The following is a 20956-nucleotide window of genomic DNA, read 5'->3' on the forward strand; positions in this document are numbered from 1 at the left end:
GAACGATAAGCCGCAGATTACCGCGCCGGCCCCAAAGTATACGCAAGAGGACTTTTTTAACAGCACAACGCCATATGAAGAAGTCTATGCTTATCGCGAGGATCCGTTTCAAATGGAACGGAAGCTTTCAAAAATGGCAAAGGCAGCGGAATTAGTTGGAATCAGAAACTTCAAGAAGCTGTTTGCTGAATATACAAATTCACTTAAACGCAGTTCAACGGAAATCTATGTTGAAAATGCGACCAACTTTCAAAATCAGCCGCTTGAGTTGGATGCCGGAGAGTGGCAGGCAAATGATCTCGGCGTTTCCCGCAGTAGCGGACCGTTTGGTGAGGAAGTTGCCTGCTGCCATCCGATTGAGCCGGTCGAACGGCTAGTCAATATTGATACCGGAATTGAAAAGCTCAAGATCGCCTATTCGAAAGGCAGAAAATGGCGGGATGCGATCGTTGACAAGAGCGTGCTTGCCAGCAATCAAAAGATATTGCAACTGTCTGACTTAGGAATTGCTGTTACAAGTGAAAATTCCCGTGCGCTGGTTAGATACATATCAGATGTTGAGAATTTAAATTATGACAAAATACCGGAAAAGCAGTGTGTTTCTCGGTTGGGATGGATTGAAGGTGAAGGGTTTTCTCCATACGTTGACGGCTTAACTTTTGACGGCGATACAAACTTCGGAACTTTCTTCAAGAGCATTTGCAACAAAGGAAGCAATAAAGAGTGGCTTACAATCGCGAGGTGCGCAAGGAAGTTCTCTGTAATTACAAAGATTGTGTTATCAGCATCGCTTTCATCCGTGTTGGTTGGCCCTTTGGGGTGCCTCCCGTTTTTTCTCCACTTGTGGGGGGGCACGGAAGCGGGAAAAACAGTCGCACTTATGCTTGCGGCATCCGTTTGGGCAAATCCCGAAAAAGGTCGCTACTGGTTTACATTCAATTCCACAAATGTCGGGCAGGAAAAAACGGCTGCGTTTTTCAACAGTATGCCGCTCATGATGGATGATTTTCAGCTTGAGAGGGTAGGAAACAACAAAAAAACGTTTGATTCGATTATTTATAGCCTTGCTGAAGGAGTTGGGCGGCTTAGAGGAACAAAGACCGGAGGGATTGATAAAATCCCTACCTGGTCGAATTGCATTATCACAAATGGTGAGACCCCCATAACCAGCGTGGGGTCCGGAGGCGGAGCTGTCAACAGGGTGGTTGAAATTGAATGTACGAAAAAGTTGTTTGAAGACCCGCAGTTGGTAGCAAGTTCAGTTCGAAAAAACTATGGATTTGCCGGAAAACAATTTGTTCAGCATTTGGATGAAGACTCCATTAAAAGAGCGGAGGCAATGTATCAAAGCTATTATAAAGAGTTTTCTGACGGCAGTTCAACCGAAAAACAGGCGATGGCTGCAGCGGCAATCATTACTGCGGATCAACTTGCTACGGAATGGATCTTTCAAGACGGTCAGGGATTGACTGTAGCGGACATTTCAAAGTTTCTTACGTCTCGTTCATCTGTTTCAGCCGGAGAACGCGGATATCATTATATGTGCGACTGGGTTGCACAGAACAGTAACAAATTCAGCATTGACGCGAAGCAAGGCGATATTTACGGTGTAATTGAGGATGAGATGGACGGCATTCTAAAAACCGGCCGGAGCATAGCATACATAATCAATTCAACATTCCGACGCGCCGCAGAGGACGCAGGATTTTCCGCGACGGCCCTGCTGAGTTATCTCAGGGAAAATGATTTGATACTGATCAGGGGGCGCAACAACACCCGCGGAAAGCGTATCAACGGTGTAAACACGGAATGCGTTGCACTGAAAATGCCGTTGATCGATGACGGTTTTGAGGAAATCACGCCAGATGATGACCTTCCGTTTCCAATCTGATTCTGTGGGACAGTCCCACAGAGTTCCCGTCCCGAAACCCGCATGAATGCTGACGTGTGGGACTGTGGGACAAGTGGGACGAAAAAATATCACTCTTATATTGCATGAGTATATACCCTGTTGTGGTAACGATATACACACACTTCTCGCGCGTAAGAAAAAATGTGCAAATCTGTCCCACGGTCCCACAACATACCGAGAACCCGCATGAATACTGATCTTTTCCGTGGGACAGCCTGTCCCACACCGTCCCACAAGGCAAATAAATTCCCACAAAAGGAGGTTATATTTATTTGAAATCAATAACTTTACGTGATTATCAGCGGGAGTGCACTGAAATCATAAACAATAAAGATCCCGGCGCCTATCTGATCCAGATGGCAACGGGCCTAGGGAAGACAGTAACGTTTGCAAATATCGAGCGCAAAGGTAAAATGCTGATCCTGTCGCATCGCGAAGAACTGGTACGACAGCCGCTAAAATACTTCGACTGCATGACCGGTGTCGAGATGGCAGGAGAGCACGCAACACCCATGGATCAAGTTGTTTCCGCGTCGGTTCAGACCATGACGCACCGTCTGGAACGATTTGCGCCGGACGAATTCGATATCATCGTATGTGATGAGGCCCACCACAGCGCAGCAAGGACATACCGCAGAATATTTGACTATTTCACTCCGCGGCTGCTTCTGGGCTTTACGGCCACGCCGAACCGTTCCGACAATGTCCGAATGAATGATATTTACGACGACATTATCTTCCAGCGTGACCTGAAATGGGGCATCAAAAGCGGCTATCTCTCAGACATTTATTGCCGGCGGGTAAATATCGGGTGTGATCTCAGAAACGTTCATTCCCGCGGTGGAGATTATGCTCCGGGCGAGCTAGAAAAGGCGATGGACGGCACCGCTGATGCAATCGCCGAGACATACCGCACTATGGCGGCCGGCGCAACGCTGATCTTCGCCGTGTCGGTGCAACATGCGAATGACATCGCCGCAAAGATTCCGGGCGCCGTGGTCGTCACAGGAGAGACAAAAAGCCGGGCAAGTATTATTCAGGCGTTCACTGACGGAAAGATTCCCTGCATCGTAAACTGCATGGTCTTTACTGAGGGTACCGACATTCCCCGCGTCGAAACGGTTATTGTAGCACGGCCCACACAATCCGACAGCCTTTATACGCAGATGGTCGGGCGTGGCCTGCGACTCTATCCCGGGAAGGAACGCCTAAATCTGATCGATTGTGTTGGCGTGTCCGGAAGGGCATCGCTCTGCACGGCTCCGTCGCTGCTCGGGATTGATCTATCTGATGTACCTGAGAAAAGGCTTTCTGAAATGGACGGTATGCTCTTTGAACTGCCTGAAAAAGTTGAACGCGCTGCAGACTGCCCGGAGAGTTGGATCAAGAACGTGCAGATTGTCGACCTCTGGGCGCAGGAGCAGAAGTACAACACCCATGGCGTGAACTTCTTCAAGATGCCTGACGGCTCCATGGTATGCAGCCTAATGAACCGTGAAAAGATCGTTATCCCCTGTCAGGACGAGCTGGGTCGTGTCCTTTTCAATGGCCGGCTGATACCGATGCAGAGCGCTTTGGATTTCGCCTATGTCAGGTTGACGACGAATTACAAGGATCAGGAATATATCTGGAATCTTGAAAAGGCAAAGTACTGGGGCAAGGCTCCGGCCAGCGAGAAGCAGGTGCAGCTTATTCAGCGCAGGTGCAAAGACTTTGACCCGACAGGCTTAACCAAGATGGAAGCAAGTCAGATTTTGAACCGAGTTATGAATGGCGGGAGGCGGACGGCGTGAAACAAACCAGAACTGTTCTAAAATATCCCGGTGCAAAATGGCGCATTGCAGACTGGATTATTGGCCATATGCCAGAACATAAAAGTTACCTTGAACCATTTTTCGGCAGCGGAGCCGTTTTCTTTAGGAAAGAGCCAAGCCGTATTGAGACAATTAATGATTTAGACGGGCAAATTGTCAATCTGTTTTCGCGCATCAGGGAAGACCCTGAACGACTCGCTGGCATGGTTGCAACGACTCCGTATGCCAGGCAGGAATATTATTCGGCTTTTGACAGTCCGACCGAAGACCCTTTTGAACAGGCACGCTTGTTTCTCTTGCAGTGTTGGCAGGGGCACGGCTTCCGTACATACTGCCGCTCTGGCTGGAAAAACGACGTCGCGGGGCGCGAATATGCATACGCTGTCCGGTACTGGAATCAATTGCCCGAGTGGGTCATGCAAGCGTGCTGGCGGCTCAAAGATGCCCAAATTGAGTGCCGTCCTGCCGTAGATGTTATTCAGCGGTTTAACCGGCCGGATGTGCTGATTTACGCCGATCCGCCTTATTTGCTTAGCACCCGGAAGATGAAAAAGCAGTATGCCTGTGAAATGACCGATACCGATCACGCCGAATTGCTGAAAGTGTTGCTGCAGCATAAAGGCCCGGTGTTACTCTCTGGCTACGATAACGATCTGTATAACGATATGCTGTCGGGTTGGCAGAAGGATCAAATATTGACTACCGCCGAAAAAGGCTTGCGCCGCACGGAAACCTTATGGATTAAGGAGGCGGCCAAATGAAAAATAAACTTCATATTGCCAAACCTGACGACCGCGAAGCCGTCATTGTCATCCTCGCCCGGAATGGCTATACTGTCCGGCAAGGTCGTGAAAAGGACCGCGGGACCGGTAAAGCGGTTGCTTTCGTGGAGTACTGGAAAGGGGCTGACGAATCATGAAACAGATGATTAAGTTATATGCACACCCCTCAAACGAGCATCAGCACCAAGTCAATGTTATGCGCTGGTCTTTAGCTCATCGGACACAATATCCAGATCTTAAACTGCTGCATGCCGTACCGAATGGCGGTAGGCGCGATCCAATCGAAGCAAAGCACCTGCAAGACGAGGGCTTGAAACCCGGCGTCCCTGACCTTGACCTCCCTGTCCCTCGCGGAAAGTACCATGGTTTGCGCATAGAAATGAAGGACGATGACGGACGTACAAGTCCGGATCAGGATTGGTGGCTCGGTGAGCTCCGGGAGCGAGGATATTTCGCCGAGTGCTGCCACGGATGGGAATCAGCCGTGCGTGTTCTGGAATGGTATTTGAATCTTGGTGAATTCCAATGGAACCGTTAAGTATTGAACGCCACGCCATGCACGGTGATCCCATGCCGGAGGGTCTGACTCAGCCTGAACAGCTTCTATTCCAGTCGTTCCGGTGCCTGTACATAGCGTACCACGCCGGGAAGATCGACCGCGAGCAGGCGCAGATCGAAAAGAAAGCGCTGATTGCCCGATTCATGGACAATCAGCGCTGGGAACAGATATATCGGAACACCTGCGACATTCGCGTGAAACTGGCCGGTTACTCCAAAGAGGTTGAAGACGGGACGTGCGATCGGTGTAAAAAGCTGATGCGGATATTTGATGGACGTCAGATTGACCGGAGTAATCCCCGCACGGAAGTCACCATAACGGAGGTTGGGAATAATGCCTGAAAAAGTGAAATGGCTTGACCAGAATTGCTACATATGCGGAGAGCAGCTTAATAGTTGGGATGCTCGATGCAGCAAAGCGCTGGTCTATAAGCACCCGATCTGTGAAAAATGCATTGCCAAAGAGTATGACAAAACGGTCGATGAACTTCGGGACACGATGGAAAATTTCTTTGGAATGCGTCCCTGTCAGGGGATATGAACTATGTGGACGGAACCAGAGCATGAACCAAACAAGCTTACCAAAAGACTTTTTGCAGAAGGGTATACTCGAGAAAGCTATCCGGATTATGTGGATTCTTACAACTGGTTTTATGGTGGATTTACCTACAAAGCAAAGCATTTGTGCGAAATGGTTTTTTCGACTCCATGCGGATTGCTCTTGTCAGGGGGTCACTTTACCAACGGGCACATGTCATATGCCGGGGTTGAATGGATGCCGGAAAACGACAATCCAACTGTCACATGCCCTTATTTCAGCGTTCAAGAGCCCTGCTTACTCAGGCATGAACTGCTGCGCGGGGAAAAACTTTTCAGCCGGATAGGAGAGATGGTTTCCTGCGCGTGTCATCAAGTCAATGAGCCTTACGATTACGAGCACAGTCTTGATAAGGTGCTTGATGATGTGGAAAAGGAAAGCAACGAGCTTTTCGAGGTGTTCAACACCAAAAAGAGCGGTCGAGCTTGCAGACTCCAAAGCTATTACGACCGACATACCAAGCAATGGCATATGAATTACGACCCGAGGATGTGCGCTGAATATGGCTGCTCTTATTGCAGCGCACTTCAAACCGAATTATCCCGTAAAAAAGGCAATGTGTATTACGACGAAATCGTTACCCGAACCGAAAAAGGGAAAGGGCTATTCCCGGATAAAGTGGTTACCACGGCGACTAAAGGCAAAAAGATACTTAATCACCAGGCATCACTTACAATCTGTGAAGCAATCGCAAAATACGCAAAGTGGAGGATTATCGAACAAAAAACAAACTCATATGAGCACAAGGAACGGCTGAAAATCAGGAGCGACCCTGCGTTCGCGATACAGTACACAAATTTCAGGGCTGAAAATAGAGACGCTCGCGATCTGGTGCAAGATTTGGCAGACATCAGTGAAGGGATAGAGATTATCCATGCAAGCGATCAACAAAAAGCTGCCAAGGCCGAAAAACACGAACGCCGTGTTTCTGCCAGAGAAGCCAACAAGAACAAGCTAAAAAAACGAATTTTTGAAGTAGGATTCGGAGGATTGGACAATATCGAACTTAACCGATTCCGAAAGTGGTTCAAGCCCGAAGAGGAGGACGAAATTGCAGAAGAATTAGAAAACAGAAAAGCACTTGAAAAAAGCTTTATTACTGGAGAACAAACCAAATTATTTTAAGAGTCATAGGTACCGGTTTAAAGGCGCGCCGCCTCCATGACGATGGAGGGACAAAAAATCGGCTCCTGCCGTAAAGCAAGAGCCAAACAAATTTAGATTGGAGTGAAAGCAGTGACATTATTAGAATTGCAAGATATTTTAGGCGAAAGAATTTTAATTGCAAAGAACGAAAATCTTTCGACAGAGGAAAGAAAAATGGAAACTGATTTATCACAGACTATATCTTCCCTTGCAAAACAAATGATTAACAACGCGGATATTGTTTTGAGAGCCGATAAGCTTAAGGCAGAAGGAAAAATAACTGGCTCTAATATTGAGAAGATGATCGGATGAAACGGCATCAGTATTCAGAAATGGAGCGTGAATTTCTGCGAAAAAACATAGCTAATAATAGCTATACTGAATTAAAAAATAAATTTAACGCAGAGTTTGGGCTTAATCTGACCAAAGCAGCGATAGAACATATTTGTAAGCGAACTGGTATTGACCACGGACACCCGGGAGCAACATTTGCTAAGGGGGAACGCAATCCGTTTTCCCCTACGCTCCCTATCGGATCAGAAATGGTTAGTGCAGGAAAGGTATACATAAAAATTGCAAACAACCTGGTTCCTGCTGGAAAGTCAAGAATAAGAAACTGGGTACAAAAGAATCGATATGTTTATGAACAGGCACATGAAGAATTGCCAGACGGGTACCAGATTATAGCTCTGGACGGAAACAAAAGAAATTTTGACCCAAGCAATTTATATGCGGTGCCAAAGAAAATTAATATGATGTTGTGCATGAACAAATGGTTTTTTAAGAACCCAGAAATCACGCTTGCAGCTATCAAATGGTGCGAATTATTTTATGCTTTAAAGGAGTGAAAACGATGGATGAATTGAAACCGTGCCCGTTACAGTGCAATTTGCAACAGCTCAATGAAAGAATAATTAATCTTGGACTTGGGATATCTCAAATGGGAGAAACCGGCACTATGCAGGTTAACAAGGCTTTTTTAACTGCAATACTTAATTACATGGAAGAATTGCTTGGTCTGCGCCGTGAACTTGAGAACCGCCGCACCGTCCCGGAAAACGAACTTTGCGAAGCCATGACACTGGACGAAGCAATTAAGCATTGTAATGACAAGGCACAATCTGGTGACGCTTGTGGTGCTAACCACGCACAGTTGCGGGACTGGCTAGCAGAACTTAAAATGCTGCAATACACCCCGGAAAACAAGCCGCTGACGCTGGAACAGTTGCGGAAGATGGAATCAGAACCTGTGTGGGTAAAATCTTTGCTTGATGGCACTGTTAAGGGAGCTGTTATAAACAATGGTGGAGCCGCCGCTTACGTACTGTGTGGAGTAAGGTACGACGTTTTTAATAATTATGGCAAAACGTGGCTTGCTTACGCCCGCAAGCCGGAACAGGAGGGAAGAACATGAAACAAAAACAGATACTTGATGCCTGCTGCGGCAGCAAAATGTTCTGGTTTGACAAACACAATCCAAGTGTTGAATACTGCGATAACCGTGTTGTACCGTACCACGAATACTATCCCGGCAGATACATAGAGATCGCCCCAGATACCGTATGCGACTTTACACATCTTCCGTTTCCGGACAATGCTTTTTATCTGGTTGTATTTGACCCGCCGCATTTACCGGATGCAGGTGATACCTCAATTATGGCGCTGAAATACGGGTGCCTCAAAGGCGACTGGAAAACAATGCTGTCAAAGGGATTTAATGAATGTATGAGAGTATTGAAACCAAACGGAACGCTTGTATTCAAGTGGAGTGAGATACGGATTCCGTTGTCAGAAGTACTTCCACTGTTTAGCCAAGAACCGTTATTCGGAAACCGCTGTCGTAAGCGCGGAAACAAAACACACTGGTTGTGCTTTATGAAAGGAATTGACGCCCCATGACCTTCCCCGACCGCCTCCACCACCTCCGCACAGCCCAAAAAATTACCATCCCGCAACTATCGATAAAAGTCGGCATCCACGAGAATACCCTGAGACTGTACGAGCGGGGAAAAGCGGACCCAAGATCGTTCATGCTGTGCTGCCTAGCCGACTATTTCCACGTTACGACGGATTATTTACTGGGAAGGAGTGATCGCCGAGAATGACACGAGAGCAGCTTGAAAGATATCATGATATCACGGTCCGCTTGAAAATGCTGACTTCGACCATTGTTACAGATACGGTCAACGGATCGTCGGACGAGTATCCATATACGAGTCATCCAATTTCTATCCACGGCGTGCGCAGGGACGCGAAAGCTTGTAAGGAGGCAGAGATACTTACCCAAAAGAAAAACGCCATAGACGAGTACATAGACGGGCTCGACGACGTGAGGGCAAGAATGCTTCTCGACATGAAATATCGGAGAAATCTCACTTGGAAAGAAATTGAAGCAGAGACGGGGGGATCGCATAATGCGGATTTAAAATATTTACAAAGATTTTTTAAAATGTCCAACCATGTCCACTAATGTCGCGTTATACTAGAAAGTAGGAAATTGTAAAGAGTACAAGGGGCTTTCATCCGACAACCTCCCTTCAAGCGCCGCGCAGGTTCTAACGTCCTTTCGCGGCGCTATATGTCAGTGAGCACGGCAGCCGCCGAGGGCTTACCGGGTCAGAGCCGGACACTGGCACAAGCCGATCATTCGGCACAAACTTTTATGATTCTACATGAGGCCACTCCGAGGCGGTTAGGATTCAAGGTTAATGGTGCACCAAAAAGCTTCCGCCTTACCAAAAAGGAACCTTCGAGCGCGGGAAGACCGGCCACCTGTAGCGCGCCGATTCGTATTTCAAAGGACGACCTTAGCGGGCCGTCCTTTTGTATTATCAATTCTTTATTAAACACTTTCCCGGAGTACCTCTCATATGATAGCATGCAAGAATATGAAAGGAGTAAAAAAGGATATGAATAATAGGTGTCCACGTCAGGATAACTGTAATAGTATGGCCTTAGAAGATTATGGACCGGAGCCGTTTGTGGTTAATATTGAAGCAGTGACAAAGCAAAATAATAATTATCGAACGGCATTATGGACAGGAAACCATCTGCAATTGACTTTAATGAGTATCAGGGTTGATGAAGATATAGGCTTGGAGATACACCCCGATACAGACCAGTTCCTTCGGATTGAGCAAGGGCAAGGAATTGTAAAGATGGGGAGCAGCAAGGATAATTTAGTCTTTCAGAAAAAGGTCTGTTCTGGATATGCAATATTAGTACCGGCAGGAACATGGCACAATGTGATTAATACTGGAAATATCCCACTGAAAATATACACCCTTTATGCGCCGCCTCATCATCCGTGGGGCACGGTTCAAAGAACTAAGGCTGACGCACAGGCAGCAGAATAGTTAAGCAGCGTATCGCTTCGACGGTACGCTTTTATTTATGCCTTGAGAGGGCCGTTATGAAACATTATCATTACAGACCTGATTTCAACGCGAAAGTATATGGACCGGCTGAGAAACGTGCAGACCGGTATTGGAAAAACAGATTGCGGGGTGAGAATAGTGTCAGCCAGATTGACAGCAAAACAAAAAAAGTTCTGCGAGGAATACTTAATTGATCTGAACGCCACACAGGCAGCTATTCGCGCCGGGTACAGCCCCAACAGCGCAGGTGCAATTGGGGGAGAAAACCTTGAAAAACCTGAAATTCGCGCGCGCATAGATACCGCATTGGCGGAGCAGTCGAAAAGAACCGGCGTGACCGCTGATCGAGTGGTCCGGGAGCTCGCAAAGGTGGCGTTCGTAAATGCAGAGGATGTAATCAACTTTGACAGCGCAACGATTAAATCAGGTTCATGCCGTGATGATACCGCCGCCATTGCATCGGTTAAAGTTAAAACGATTCCTACGTCCGATGGGGAAGGTGTTGAACGTGAAATAAAGCTGGCCGACAAATTGAAAGCGCTGGAACTGCTTGGACGTCGGTTGGGCCTGTTTACAGATAATGTGAATCTGAACGGGGATGTTGGGGTGACCATTGTTGACGACATACCAAAAGCCGACAGTCCGCCTGACTGATATCATCGCGCCAGCGTTTTATCCTGTGCATCAGGATATTGTAGCTGGGCAGCACACTTATTATAAACTCGACGGCGGTCGTGGCTCGACAAAATCATCGTTTGCGAGCTGCGAGATTATCCTTGGCATGATGCGGGATGGTACGGCAGGGAAAATGACAAATGCCGTTGCGTTTCGCCGGTATAAAGAAAATTTGCATGACAGTGTTTATGAGCAGCTCTTATGGGCGATCGATAAACTGGGCGTAGCAGGGTTATGGAAAGATACCATTTCTCCGCTGCGCCTGACTTATATCCCAACAGGGCAGATGATTTTGTTTCGCGGGGCTGACAAGGTTAAAAAGTCCAAGTCTATCAAGGTATCGAAGGGCTATATTAAATACCTCTGGTTTGAAGAGCTGGACGAATTCGAAGGTTCCGAAAAAATCCGCAGCATTCGGCAGTCGGTTGTACGCGGCGGCGAGCAGTTTACGGTGTTCTATACTTATAACCCGCCAAAGTCGCAGCGCAACTGGGTAAATGATCCGGTCGAGTTTTCGGCGCCCAACATGCTTCAGCACCATAGCAATTACCTTACGGTGCCGCGGGCATGGCTCGGGGAGCAGTTCATAGCCGATGCAGAGCACCTGAAATCCGTCAAGCCGGAAGCGTACCGGCATGAGTATCTCGGAGAGATCACCGGGACCGGTGCAGAGGTCTTCACAAACTTGACTCACCGGACCATCATCGACGAGGAGATCAAACACTTCGACCACATCCGGCGAGGGCTCGACTGGGGCTATGCATCTGACCCATTCGCCTATGTGTCCTGCCAGTACGATAAGACGCGCCGACGGCTGTATATTTTCGATGAAATCTATCAAGTCCGATTGAGCAACGCGGCGTCTGCACGGTTGGTGAAGCGGCACAATCCTCTGAATCAGGAGGTTACGGCGGATAGCGCGGAGCCGAAGAGCATTGCGGATTATCGCGAGGCTGGTGTTCACATCCGAGGCGCCCGCAAAGGTCCGGACAGCGTGGACTACGGCGTCAAGTGGCTTGCAGAAGAGATTGAGGAAATCATTATCGACCCGGACCGATGCCCGAACACTTGGCGAGAGTTTTACGGTTACGAGCTGGACCGGGACGCAAACGGAAATTTCAAGGCCGGGTATCCAGACCGGGATAACCATACGATAGACGCCTGCCGTTATGCATTAGAAGACGAGATGCACCGCGGCGGCACAACGATAGGAGGGTGGTGAAACTTTGCAGGACCTTGCAGCAATCCGAAAATTTATTGAGAACACGCAGCAGGATTACGCAGCCTTTTGCAAACAGGCACAGGAAGGATTCGACTACTATGACAACAATGGCAAGATCAAGAACACCGGAGCGGCGGCGATCCACGATGTCAATGACTTTTTGAAGAAGAAAGGCGCCAATCCGTTGCACAGCGCAGACAATCGCGTCGGCCTGAATCTGCACAGCATTGTTGTGGACCAGAAAGCCGGATACCTGTTTTCTACGCCTCCATCATTTGACTTGCCAGCAGACGAAACAGTCCAGAAGAAAAAGCCGGGATTACTCGGGAAACTGTTTGGTAAGAAACCGGAACAGAAAGCCAATCCGGACGAGGCATTGCTGCAGCGCGTAAACGATGCGATCGGGACGCAATGGGCGAAGGTGGTCAAGCAACTCGGTATTGACGCCTCAAACACTGGCCGGGCGTGGTTGACCTATTGGTATCCGCAGAAAAATGACGTAAGAGGTCCGCTTGATTATTGGTTCATCAATCCTCTGACGGTCTGGCCGATCTACGACCGGTCCACGGTGAAAAAACGTCTGAAATACCTGATCCACTGTTATTTCTACCTGGACGCCGGGGGTAACCCAGTTACGCGGTATGAGTTTTGGGATGACAACGAGGTTGCATATCTCGTTCGCCCTCTGGCGACGTCGGGAAATCCGGCCCCAGCGATTGACTTTGAAGCTCTCCCTGGCGGCGAGTACAACGTCCAGCAGCACGCCTACGGCAGGATCCCATTTATTGAATTTCGCAACAAAGCGGCGCTCCTGCCCGATCTGCCAATGTACAAAGACATTATAGACGCAGAGGAAAAAGTTATTTCGGGATTCTGTAACGACGTGGACGATCTGCAGGAAATCATCTGGGTAATCAAGAATTATTCCGGACAGCAGTCGGCTCCGGCTTACGACGAGAAGACAGGCAAGCCGCTGGCGGATGCCGAGGGCAACCCGATTTCAAAGCCGATCGACCTTTTACAGATGTTGAAGGCCAGAAAGTGGGTTAGCGTCGATGACAAGGGCGGTTTGGAAGCTGTCCACGGCGAGGTCCCGTATGAGGCCCGCTCAAAGCTGCTCGAAATCCTCGACAAAGAATTCTGGATTGCGGCCAAAGCTGTTGACCCGGCTCCCGATACCGTCGGCAATCAGTCCGGTGTGTATATCTCATTTTTGTACGGGGAGTTGGAAGAAAAGGCCGGGCTCATGGAAGCGGAATTCCGGTCCTCGATTGACGAGTTCCTCCGGGCGATCCTGCACTATCTCGGTGTAGATGAAACAAAGCAGTTTGTGCAAACGTGGAAGCGCACGAAGCCGCAGAACGCGGTTGAAACCTCGCAGATCATTGCACAGACACCGGACACGGTCATGTCGGACGAAACCAAAACCAAAGTACACCCGCTGATTGATGATTGGCAGGCTGAGCGCGCGCAGATCGAAAAGGAACAGCAGGAGCGGGAGAAGAACCTGCTCGATCAATATAACCAGCAGGCGGGCGCTCCGGGGCAGAAACAGCCGCCCGGTAAGCCGGAGCCGAACGCAAATGATGGCGGTGCCGCATGAGCAACTATTGGGAGAAAAGGGCCGTCGACAGCATAGGCCGCATGGAACACGCCGTAAACGGTCAGCTCCCCGATCTCATAGCCTCATTTGAGCAGGCCAAGCGTGATCTGAATGATACTGTTTTCCGCTTTTACGCCCGGTACGCCAAAAACAACAGCATCACGCTGGACGAGGCGCAGAAAGTTCTTTCTCTCTCGGAATTGCGGGAGTTTCGGGATAGTCTGGATGAATTCGAGCAGCTCGCCAAAGATTCCATTGGCACGTTTAATCTTCAGGTTGATAACCTGTCCGTTAAGGCGCGGATCACCCGCTACGAGGCGCTTTTAACTCAGTGCGATGGAGCATTGCAAAAACTCTATCAGGAGCAGCGGCGGCAGATTGAGAGCACGGCGGCGGGCGTCTACACCGAAGAGTATTACCGCCGCCTGTTCGACATTGAGCAGTACACGGGCTTTCAGTTCCAGTATTCTGCGCCGGGCAACGAAGCAATCCGCAAGGTCCTTGCACAGCCGGTTCAGGGTATGGACATATCAACACGGATCTGGCGGCAGGATATCGACACAGGCTTCCGCATCCGGCAGACCTTAAACAACATGTTCGTTACCGGCCGACCGCCGCAGGACTTCGCCGCTGAGCTGCAAAAGGTAATCGGCGCGGTCCGTACTAACCCGGACGGTACGCCGGGCGGAACCGGTAAAAAGTACGAGGCGTACCGGCTACTGTACAACGAGTCGGCTCACGCGGTAAATCAGGCACATTTACAGGCGTATCGGGATGATGGTCTTGACGAGTATGAGATCGTCGCCACGCTTGACAAAGCCACCTGTGAAATCTGCGCACCGCAAGACGGAAAACATTACCCAGTAGAAAAAGCGGTCGAAGGCGTCAATCACCCGTCCTTCCATGTGAATTGCCGGTGCACCACGGCGCCTTACATTGCCGAGGCCGCCGGAATCATAGGCCAGCGCATGTCCCGCGACCCGGTAACGGGTAAGAGTGCGCCGACTGCGGCGCAGACTTACGACGAGTGGGCCAAGGAAAACAATATTGTTTAATTCGTCCCGCCTCGCGGTAGGGCGTTTTTTATACCATTTCGCCGACTGCGGGCGTAATCGGCAGAGCGGCGCGAGGCGCGACCTCGTAAAAAAGCGTAGCCGCAGAAAGGATTCATATGGAACGCAAATTTCTGAAAGACCTCGGCATTGCCGATGAAGCCATAGAAAAAATCATGGCCGAGAACGGCAAGGACATCAATGAACTGAAATCGGCGTCCGAGGCGTCGAAAACCACGCTTGCAGATTTGCAAAAGCAGATCGGCGACCGTGACAAGCAGCTTGAAACGCTCAAAAAGTCATCCGGGGACAACGAGGATCTGAAAAAGCAGATCACAGACCTTCAGGCGGCGAACAAAACGGCAAAGTCTGAATATGAGGCTAACCTCAAGAAGGTTACGCTCGACAGCAAGATTGAATCCGCCCTGCTGGGTGCCCAGGCAAAGAATACCAAAGCGGCCCGTGCTCTGCTGGACGAATCCAAAATCAGCCTGGACGGCGAGAATGTGCTCGGCCTGAACGAGCAACTTGAACAGCTTAAGAAAGATGCCTCGTATCTGTTCGGTGAGGCTCAGTCGCAGAACCCGCCTCCTCCGGTTGGCGGGAAACCTCCGAAAGAGAACAAAGATGACATGGCAAAGTGGGCGACCGAGGCAGGCGTTACTTTGCCTACGACAAATTAAGGAGTGATATTTACTTATGCCTATCAATACTTTCTCTGAAAAGGTAACAAAATTTATCCCAATTCTCGACCTGATTTACAAGCAGGTGTCCAAGACGTCTGATCTGGATGACTCCGCGCTTGCCACACAGTTCGTCGGGACCAACAAAATCAAGCTGCCCAAAGTGTCCGTGGACGGCGCCGGGACCTATGACCGGGATAACGGCTATGTTCAGGGTTCCGCCGGCGTGACCTGGGAGGAACACACCCTGCAGTACGACCGCGGCCGGAAGTTCCGTATCGACGTGATCGACAACGACGAGGTCGCATTTGACCTTTACCGCCGCGTGTCGTCCGAGTACGTGCGCACGAAAGAGGTACCGGAGATCGACGCTGTACGTTTCGCAGAAATCTATGCAGCGGCCACACGTTCCGGCACGCTTGCAGCGGTAGTGAGCAAGGACCTCACGGCCTCCGACAGCATTCTCGATCTGTTCGACGCTGCCGAAGCGGCGATGAACGAGAAGGAGGTCCCGGAAGAGGGCCGCGTCCTGTACGTCACCAACACGGTTTACAAGATGCTGAAATCCGATTCCAAGATTTCCCGCAGAATTGATGTGGGACAGTCCAATACCAACATCGACCGGCGGATTGAATCGCTGGACGGCATTACGCCGATCATCAAGGTGCCGCAGGGACGTTTTAACAGCCTCATCCAGCTCAACGACGGCAAGACCACAGGCCAGACCGCGGGCGGTTTTGTCACTATTACGGGCAACAAGCCGATCAATTTCCTGTATGCCCGCAAGGCATCACTGCGCGGCGTAATCAAGCGCAACGCTGACAAGATCGTCACGCCGGACGTCAACCAGAGTGCGGACGCATACGATATCTTTTACCGCCTGCATCACGACCTGATTGTCAACGACAACGACACTGCGGGCGTTTACATCCACACCGCCGCGACCGCACAGGCTTAAGGAGGTCTGATCTATGACGTACGTAAAACGCAGAGGTATGGTCTTACTTGTGGACGATACTCAGGTAACAAAGTATACCGGGGAGGGGTTCGAGGTCTATACCCCGCCAGCCGCCCCGGAGAAACTGGAAAAGAAGCCGAAGAAACCTGCGGCAGGCAAGGAGCCGCCAGCCGCCCCGGAGAAACTGGAAAAGAAGCCGAAGAAACCTGCGGCAGGCAAGGAGCCGCCAGCCGCCCCGGAAGCCGGTGAGGATGATGGCAATACAGGCAAGTGATATTCTCGCTGTGATCCGGTCCCGCCCACAAACAATTCCTGCGGGGCTGGACGATGTCGCCATTCAGTCCTACATCGACGAGGCCAAACCGATCATGTTGGAATACTGCACATTACCGCAGAACATTCAGGAGGTTCCGGGCGTGCTGAAATACCCGTGGGTTGAGATTGCGACCGCTCTTATGAACAACAGCACGGCGGAATCTTACGCCATGTCTACCAGCAATTCCACGCCGGGAGCGATCAAGTCCATTTCGGACGGGGACACCTCCATCCAGTTCGGCGGTGCATCATCCAGCGTGTCAACCACAGTCAACCGGGCGGCGGCATTGAACAGCGTAAGCGCCAACAACATCCGGATTATGGACGGCTTCCGGACGCTCTTTTGAGGTGAGAACATGAATTTACCGGCTAACATTGTGGCAAGCGGCAAAGCAGCCGTGCAATCCCTTTGGAGTGACACGGCAACCGTTACCCGCGAGGTAGACAACGAGGAAGAGCAGACCACGGAGCCCCAGAAGGTCTATGAAAATATCGTCTGTCACCTGGTACAGAAAAACGCGCCGACACTCGACACCAGCGAGGCGGCCGCCCTGACGGAGCCGGTCTTTACGCTGGAAGTCGACACGGCGGTTATCCTGCACGGTGGCGACGCGGTGACGGTGCAGCACAACGGCCAGACCCTTAAAGGTCTGGCCGGAAAGCCATTTCATCGGACGTTTTGTAACGCCGTGCCGCTGTCGGGGGTGGATATCGCATGAGTACGATGGATTTTTCAACTTATATGGCCGCCCTGAAGCAGCTCGGGGCAGACCTCGATGAGAGTGCTCAGAGGACGCTGTCAAGGATGAATGCCAAGGGCATGGAGATTACAATCAAAAACACGCCGGTCGGGCAGTACCCAAAGGGCAGCGGCAAGGTGGGCGGCACGCTCCGAAAAAACTGGCACAACGGCGGCACCCGTAAAGTCGGTAATGGCCATGAAAGCCGATATTACAACAACGTGTACTACTCCGGCTATGTCAACAATGGCCACAGGCTGGTAAACCACCGTCATGAAACGGTCGGTTATGTTGAGGGACGGCGTATGTTGGAGCAGGGGCAGGAGGCCGCGAAAGAGGCTGCCCCTGCTATTTTTAACGAGGAAATTCAGCGAGTGAAGCAGAAAGGCGGATGGTGATTTGGGCATACCGAAAAACATTTTGTTCAATCCGGCGCTGGCCGCTCGGCGCAAAGCCAACGCTCTGACGCTGGAAGACCATGTGCTGATTGCCGCCGCTTCCGCGGTTGCCGTGCTGTTCCCGGATTCCAAGGTGGATATTGGAAACAGAACCTCCGGTGTCAAGCCCCCGGAGCTCGGCGTGAATCTGTACGGCCAGACGAACCGACAGATGCTTGCAGATACAAACCAGTATCGGTTTAGTGTGGAGATTACCTATATCCCTGCCGATTCTGCGGACCGCGCGGAGATCAATCACGCGCTGTTTCTCCTGCTCTCACTGGACCGGCTGGATAGTGATATCGGCACGTTCCGGCTCCGGGATAAGGCGTCTGACACTACGGACAGCCTCGGGCATATCACCGGAAACATCACGGCTGCGGAGCAAAGCGTTCCAACTGACGAAGAAGCCCCGGTTATCCAGGAAGCGGATCAGATTATTAGAAAAGCAGAAACGGAGGTTATTCCATGAGTATACAAATTTTGCCCGGCACGCAGGTAACGGTGAAAGCCGGGGCGCGTCCGACGCAGCTCGTTTCGACCGGGATTGTCGCTATGCCGCTGGAGCTCAATTGGGGCGGCATTTTGGCGGAAATCAATTCCGGGAACGACACGCTGTACAGCCTCGGCTACAAGCGCAGTGATTTTACCGGCGCCGGTATGAAGCTTATTAACGAGGTACTGAATTATGCTGACAAGCTGATCCTTTACCGGTCCAACACAGCCGGAGGGGTACAGGCATCCGGAACATTGGCAGCAGATGTCACGGCGACAGCGAAGTATGTCGGCACCCGCGGCAATGATATTACAGTGACCGTAACAGCGAGTGGGGAGCAATGGATTATCAAGACTCTGCTCGGGTCTATTGAAGTCGATTCGCAGATCGTTTCGGAACCGAGTGAATTTCAGCCAAATGATTTCCTCAGCATTACCGGAGAAGGTACTCTGGCGGCAGCTACGGTAAAATTGACCAACGGAGCAAACGGTACGATTCAGCCCGGTACGGTAGACCTGCTTATTACCGAGCTGGAAAAACATGAGCTTAACGTACTGTGCTATACGGGCAGTACGCCAGACACAATTACCAAATTGCGTGCCTTTGTCGCGGAGCAGCGGAAAAAGAACAATATGATTCAGGCAGTTATGAGTGGTATTGCAGCGAATAATGTTGCTGTCTACAATTCCACAGTCGGCGGAGTCACTGAGAACTACGCGCTGACGGCTCGGGAGGCTTGCGCAACATTGGCCGGCCTGATTGCAAAGCAGGGGATAACCGGGAGCCTAACGCATTACAACAGTCTGACAGGCTGGACGGACGTTAACCCGCACTTAACCCGTGAGCAGATGGAATCCCGTACACAGGCTGGGGAAATACTGTTTACCCTTTTGTACGGCATTCCTGCGGTCCTGTACGATATCAACAGCCTGACGACTTACACGGATGATCAGCCGGAAGATTTCCATAAAGGGTTGATTATGAGGACACTTGATAATATCGCTATGAATATCCAGAAGCTGCTCGACACGAAAGCGGTTGGCAAGATTCGCAACCATAAAAATGGGAGGCAGCAGATCAAGGCGATGGTTGTCAAACTCATTACAGAGAACTATGTTAAACCCGAGTACATCGAGGATTTCACAGCCGATGATGTGACGATTGACATAGGAACTGAAAGTGACGCCATCACGGCGACGGTCGACGTTCAAGTAGTTGATACGACCGATAAAATTCAGGTCGCTGTGACGTCTCTGGCGGCCCAAGCAGTGGCATAAAGGAGGGATAAGGATTGAATAAGCAAAGATTACAGGACGTTCCTTCCGGGGGCGACGGCAAGGCATATTTCAATTTGAATGGCTCCCGTCTGGATGCTTTCCGGATCGCGAAAATCACAGGCAAATTGGAGCCGATTGTTGAAGAAAAGAAATTCCTCGGCGACCGGATGCAGCAACACGCAGTCCGGGGCCTTAAAGGTACCGGAGACATGTCATATTACCAGGTCACGGCAGAGTTCATCAAAGCATGGAGGGACTATAAAAACGGCGGTGACGTCCCTGACATTGAGCTGCAGTATTATTCCGACCCTGAGACAAGCAATTCAGAAAGGGTTGAGGTTGTCATGACTGGCGCTATCCCGGCAAACATCCCGTTCGGCGCGCTGGACGATTCCAGCAACGACGCGCAGAAACTGGATACCTCGTATACGTTCGACGACTTTGATGTCTTATGAATATCCGTTCCGCCCTCAAATAGAGGGGCAGGACGAAATAACAATAACATTACCATTAAGGAGAACCAATATGGATAAAACACTTGAATCGTTTCTGCGTCCGCACCGCAAGCCGAACGTAAAGTTTCGACTCCCGGCATTTGACGGGGAATTTGAGATGCGGGCGCTCACTGCGCAGGAAGGAATCAATTGCGCTGTGTTCGCGGACCAGAGAGGCGTCCCCGCCGGACTGTCTATGATGCCGAATGTCGCCGAATCGCTCGTGACGCCGAATCTCAGGAACAAGGAACTGCAGGATGCACTTGCTGAGAAAACCGGTAAAAAGATCATGGAGCCTTATGACGCGGCGCTGGCCTTGTTCACTGATTCCGAAATGGCGGTACTTATCGACGAGTATAGTAAGTTGACAACAACGGCGGCCGAGTATTCCAAGGATGTTGAAACCGCAAAAAACGCATAGAGGAAAGTTGCCGGGGCCAGGGTGATGGCATGTGGGCTTATGCGCACATGATTTTCCAAAACCATGACATTCTTCCGGCAGCTTTCCTCAACTTTCAGCTTGTCGATCTGACGAGGCAGCGGGCCTTTCTGGTCGCGAGCGACCTTGTGGCGGCGAAGCATATGAAAGAAAGATAAATAAAAGCGGCAGGTGGTTAGCCTGCCGCTTAGTCCCTGTAGATTACCGTGTATAAAGTGGTGGGGGTTATTGGAGAACGAGCCATGATTGCATCTGGAGAAGCCACAATATTAACTATTTTGTCCTCTCCGATTTGATTTAAAAAATCGGCTAAAGCTTTTTCTGCTTTTTCGTTTTTATTTTCAGATATTTGTTTTACTTTTATCATCAGACCCAACT

The 20956-nt window shown here is 50.3% G+C and carries 31 protein-coding genes; 29 read left to right on the plus strand and 2 right to left on the minus strand.

Features of this window, described 5'->3' with window-relative positions; translation table 11 throughout:
- Positions 1-112: 112 nt before the first annotated feature.
- The 4 genes from LY85_RS18315 (at position 113) to LY85_RS19405 (ending at position 4645) form a co-directional block, all read left to right on the plus strand.
- A complete protein-coding gene (locus LY85_RS18315; RefSeq protein WP_185741284.1) occupies positions 113-1891 on the plus strand; it encodes a DUF927 domain-containing protein in 1779 nt (592 codons plus the stop codon).
- A gap of 293 nt (positions 1892-2184) precedes the next feature.
- Positions 2185-3705, plus strand: coding sequence for a DEAD/DEAH box helicase (locus LY85_RS18320; RefSeq protein ID WP_141827798.1), 1521 nt, complete (start codon positions 2185-2187; stop codon positions 3703-3705).
- A complete protein-coding gene (locus tag LY85_RS18325) occupies positions 3702-4487 on the plus strand; it encodes a DNA adenine methylase (RefSeq protein WP_243122615.1) in 786 nt (261 codons plus the stop codon). The genes LY85_RS18320 and LY85_RS18325 overlap by 4 nt, the downstream gene beginning before the upstream one ends.
- Positions 4484-4645, plus strand: coding sequence for a hypothetical protein (locus tag LY85_RS19405; protein WP_185741285.1), 162 nt, complete (start codon positions 4484-4486; stop codon positions 4643-4645). The genes LY85_RS18325 and LY85_RS19405 overlap by 4 nt, the downstream gene beginning before the upstream one ends.
- Positions 4646-4716: 71 nt before the next feature.
- On the opposite strand, the gene LY85_RS19610 is transcribed toward LY85_RS19405, so the two are convergent.
- Positions 4717-4977, minus strand: coding sequence for a hypothetical protein (locus tag LY85_RS19610; protein ID WP_243122616.1), 261 nt, complete (start codon positions 4975-4977; stop codon positions 4717-4719).
- 56 nt (positions 4978-5033) lie between these two features.
- On the opposite strand from LY85_RS19610, the gene LY85_RS18335 reads away from it, so the two are divergent.
- The 25 genes from LY85_RS18335 (at position 5034) to LY85_RS19410 (ending at position 20736) form a co-directional block, all read left to right on the plus strand.
- Positions 5034-5408, plus strand: a complete 375-nt coding sequence (locus LY85_RS18335) for a hypothetical protein (protein ID WP_141827800.1) — start codon at positions 5034-5036, stop codon at positions 5406-5408.
- A complete protein-coding gene (locus LY85_RS18340) occupies positions 5401-5607 on the plus strand; it encodes a hypothetical protein (RefSeq protein WP_141827801.1) in 207 nt (68 codons plus the stop codon). Before LY85_RS18335 ends, LY85_RS18340 begins: the two co-directional genes overlap by 8 nt.
- A 3-nt stretch (positions 5608-5610) precedes the next feature.
- Positions 5611-6789 (plus strand): hypothetical protein, encoded by a 1179-nt coding sequence (locus tag LY85_RS18345; RefSeq protein ID WP_141827802.1) that lies wholly within the window; start codon positions 5611-5613, stop codon positions 6787-6789.
- A gap of 111 nt (positions 6790-6900) precedes the next feature.
- Positions 6901-7122 carry a hypothetical protein gene (locus tag LY85_RS18350; protein WP_141827803.1) on the plus strand — a complete coding sequence of 74 codons (222 nt, stop codon included), beginning with the start codon at positions 6901-6903 and terminating at the stop codon, positions 7120-7122.
- Positions 7119-7658: an HNH endonuclease signature motif containing protein gene (locus LY85_RS18355; RefSeq protein ID WP_141827804.1), complete on the plus strand. Its 540-nt coding sequence runs from the start codon at positions 7119-7121 to the stop codon at positions 7656-7658. The genes LY85_RS18350 and LY85_RS18355 overlap by 4 nt, the downstream gene beginning before the upstream one ends.
- Before the next feature lie 5 nt (positions 7659-7663).
- Positions 7664-8224, plus strand: coding sequence for a hypothetical protein (locus LY85_RS18360; protein WP_141827805.1), 561 nt, complete (start codon positions 7664-7666; stop codon positions 8222-8224).
- Positions 8221-8709 carry a class I SAM-dependent methyltransferase gene (locus LY85_RS18365; RefSeq protein ID WP_185741096.1) on the plus strand — a complete coding sequence of 163 codons (489 nt, stop codon included), beginning with the start codon at positions 8221-8223 and terminating at the stop codon, positions 8707-8709. Before LY85_RS18360 ends, LY85_RS18365 begins: the two co-directional genes overlap by 4 nt.
- Positions 8706-8915 (plus strand): helix-turn-helix transcriptional regulator, encoded by a 210-nt coding sequence (locus LY85_RS18370; protein ID WP_141827806.1) that lies wholly within the window; start codon positions 8706-8708, stop codon positions 8913-8915. The genes LY85_RS18365 and LY85_RS18370 overlap by 4 nt, the downstream gene beginning before the upstream one ends.
- Positions 8912-9280, plus strand: coding sequence for a hypothetical protein (locus LY85_RS18375; RefSeq protein ID WP_141827807.1), 369 nt, complete (start codon positions 8912-8914; stop codon positions 9278-9280). The genes LY85_RS18370 and LY85_RS18375 overlap by 4 nt, the downstream gene beginning before the upstream one ends.
- 418 nt (positions 9281-9698) lie before the next feature.
- On the plus strand, positions 9699-10166 hold the full coding sequence (locus tag LY85_RS18380; RefSeq protein WP_243122617.1) for a cupin domain-containing protein: 468 nt from the start codon (positions 9699-9701) through the stop codon (positions 10164-10166).
- Between the two features lie 99 nt (positions 10167-10265).
- Complete coding sequence (locus LY85_RS18385) at positions 10266-10841, plus strand: terminase small subunit (RefSeq protein ID WP_141827808.1); 576 nt, start codon at positions 10266-10268, stop codon at positions 10839-10841.
- Positions 10804-12084 (plus strand): PBSX family phage terminase large subunit, encoded by a 1281-nt coding sequence (locus LY85_RS18390; protein ID WP_141827809.1) that lies wholly within the window; start codon positions 10804-10806, stop codon positions 12082-12084. The genes LY85_RS18385 and LY85_RS18390 overlap by 38 nt, the downstream gene beginning before the upstream one ends.
- Positions 12085-12088: 4 nt before the next feature.
- Complete coding sequence (locus tag LY85_RS18395) at positions 12089-13687, plus strand: phage portal protein (RefSeq protein WP_141827810.1); 1599 nt, start codon at positions 12089-12091, stop codon at positions 13685-13687.
- Positions 13684-14742, plus strand: a complete 1059-nt coding sequence (locus LY85_RS18400; RefSeq protein ID WP_141827811.1) for a minor capsid protein — start codon at positions 13684-13686, stop codon at positions 14740-14742. Before LY85_RS18395 ends, LY85_RS18400 begins: the two co-directional genes overlap by 4 nt.
- Before the next feature lie 116 nt (positions 14743-14858).
- Entirely contained in the window at positions 14859-15422 is a 564-nt protein-coding gene (locus LY85_RS18405) for a phage scaffolding protein (protein ID WP_141827812.1), read from the plus strand.
- A gap of 16 nt (positions 15423-15438) precedes the next feature.
- Positions 15439-16380, plus strand: coding sequence for a hypothetical protein (locus tag LY85_RS18410; protein ID WP_141827813.1), 942 nt, complete (start codon positions 15439-15441; stop codon positions 16378-16380).
- 13 nt (positions 16381-16393) lie between these two features.
- A complete protein-coding gene (locus tag LY85_RS18415; protein WP_141827814.1) occupies positions 16394-16654 on the plus strand; it encodes a hypothetical protein in 261 nt (86 codons plus the stop codon).
- Positions 16632-17042, plus strand: a complete 411-nt coding sequence (locus LY85_RS18420; protein WP_141827815.1) for a hypothetical protein — start codon at positions 16632-16634, stop codon at positions 17040-17042. The genes LY85_RS18415 and LY85_RS18420 overlap by 23 nt, the downstream gene beginning before the upstream one ends.
- Positions 17043-17051: 9 nt before the next feature.
- A complete protein-coding gene (locus LY85_RS18425) occupies positions 17052-17414 on the plus strand; it encodes a hypothetical protein (RefSeq protein ID WP_141827816.1) in 363 nt (120 codons plus the stop codon).
- Positions 17411-17833 carry an HK97 gp10 family phage protein gene (locus tag LY85_RS18430; RefSeq protein ID WP_141827817.1) on the plus strand — a complete coding sequence of 141 codons (423 nt, stop codon included), beginning with the start codon at positions 17411-17413 and terminating at the stop codon, positions 17831-17833. The genes LY85_RS18425 and LY85_RS18430 overlap by 4 nt, the downstream gene beginning before the upstream one ends.
- Before the next feature lies 1 nt (position 17834).
- A complete protein-coding gene (locus tag LY85_RS18435; protein ID WP_141827818.1) occupies positions 17835-18344 on the plus strand; it encodes a DUF6838 family protein in 510 nt (169 codons plus the stop codon).
- A complete protein-coding gene (locus LY85_RS18440; RefSeq protein ID WP_141827819.1) occupies positions 18341-19645 on the plus strand; it encodes a phage tail sheath N-terminal beta-sandwich domain-containing protein in 1305 nt (434 codons plus the stop codon). The genes LY85_RS18435 and LY85_RS18440 overlap by 4 nt, the downstream gene beginning before the upstream one ends.
- A gap of 14 nt (positions 19646-19659) precedes the next feature.
- Positions 19660-20100 carry a phage tail tube protein gene (locus LY85_RS18445; RefSeq protein ID WP_141827820.1) on the plus strand — a complete coding sequence of 147 codons (441 nt, stop codon included), beginning with the start codon at positions 19660-19662 and terminating at the stop codon, positions 20098-20100.
- Positions 20101-20170: 70 nt separating this feature from the next.
- Positions 20171-20560 (plus strand): hypothetical protein, encoded by a 390-nt coding sequence (locus LY85_RS18450; RefSeq protein ID WP_141827821.1) that lies wholly within the window; start codon positions 20171-20173, stop codon positions 20558-20560.
- A gap of 29 nt (positions 20561-20589) precedes the next feature.
- The gene (locus LY85_RS19410) at positions 20590-20736 is read left to right on the plus strand and encodes a hypothetical protein (RefSeq protein WP_185741286.1); all 147 of its coding nucleotides are present in this window, start codon (positions 20590-20592) and stop codon (positions 20734-20736) included.
- Between the two features lie 29 nt (positions 20737-20765).
- Here LY85_RS19410 and LY85_RS18455 read toward each other — a convergent pair whose 3' ends face one another.
- The gene (locus tag LY85_RS18455; RefSeq protein WP_141827822.1) at positions 20766-20945 is read right to left on the minus strand and encodes a hypothetical protein; all 180 of its coding nucleotides are present in this window, start codon (positions 20943-20945) and stop codon (positions 20766-20768) included.
- Between the last annotated feature and the right edge of the window lie 11 nt (positions 20946-20956).

The sequence above is a fragment of the Clostridium sp. KNHs216 genome, from assembly GCF_006714885.1.
GTDB lineage: Bacteria > Bacillota > Clostridia > Oscillospirales > Acutalibacteraceae > Caproiciproducens.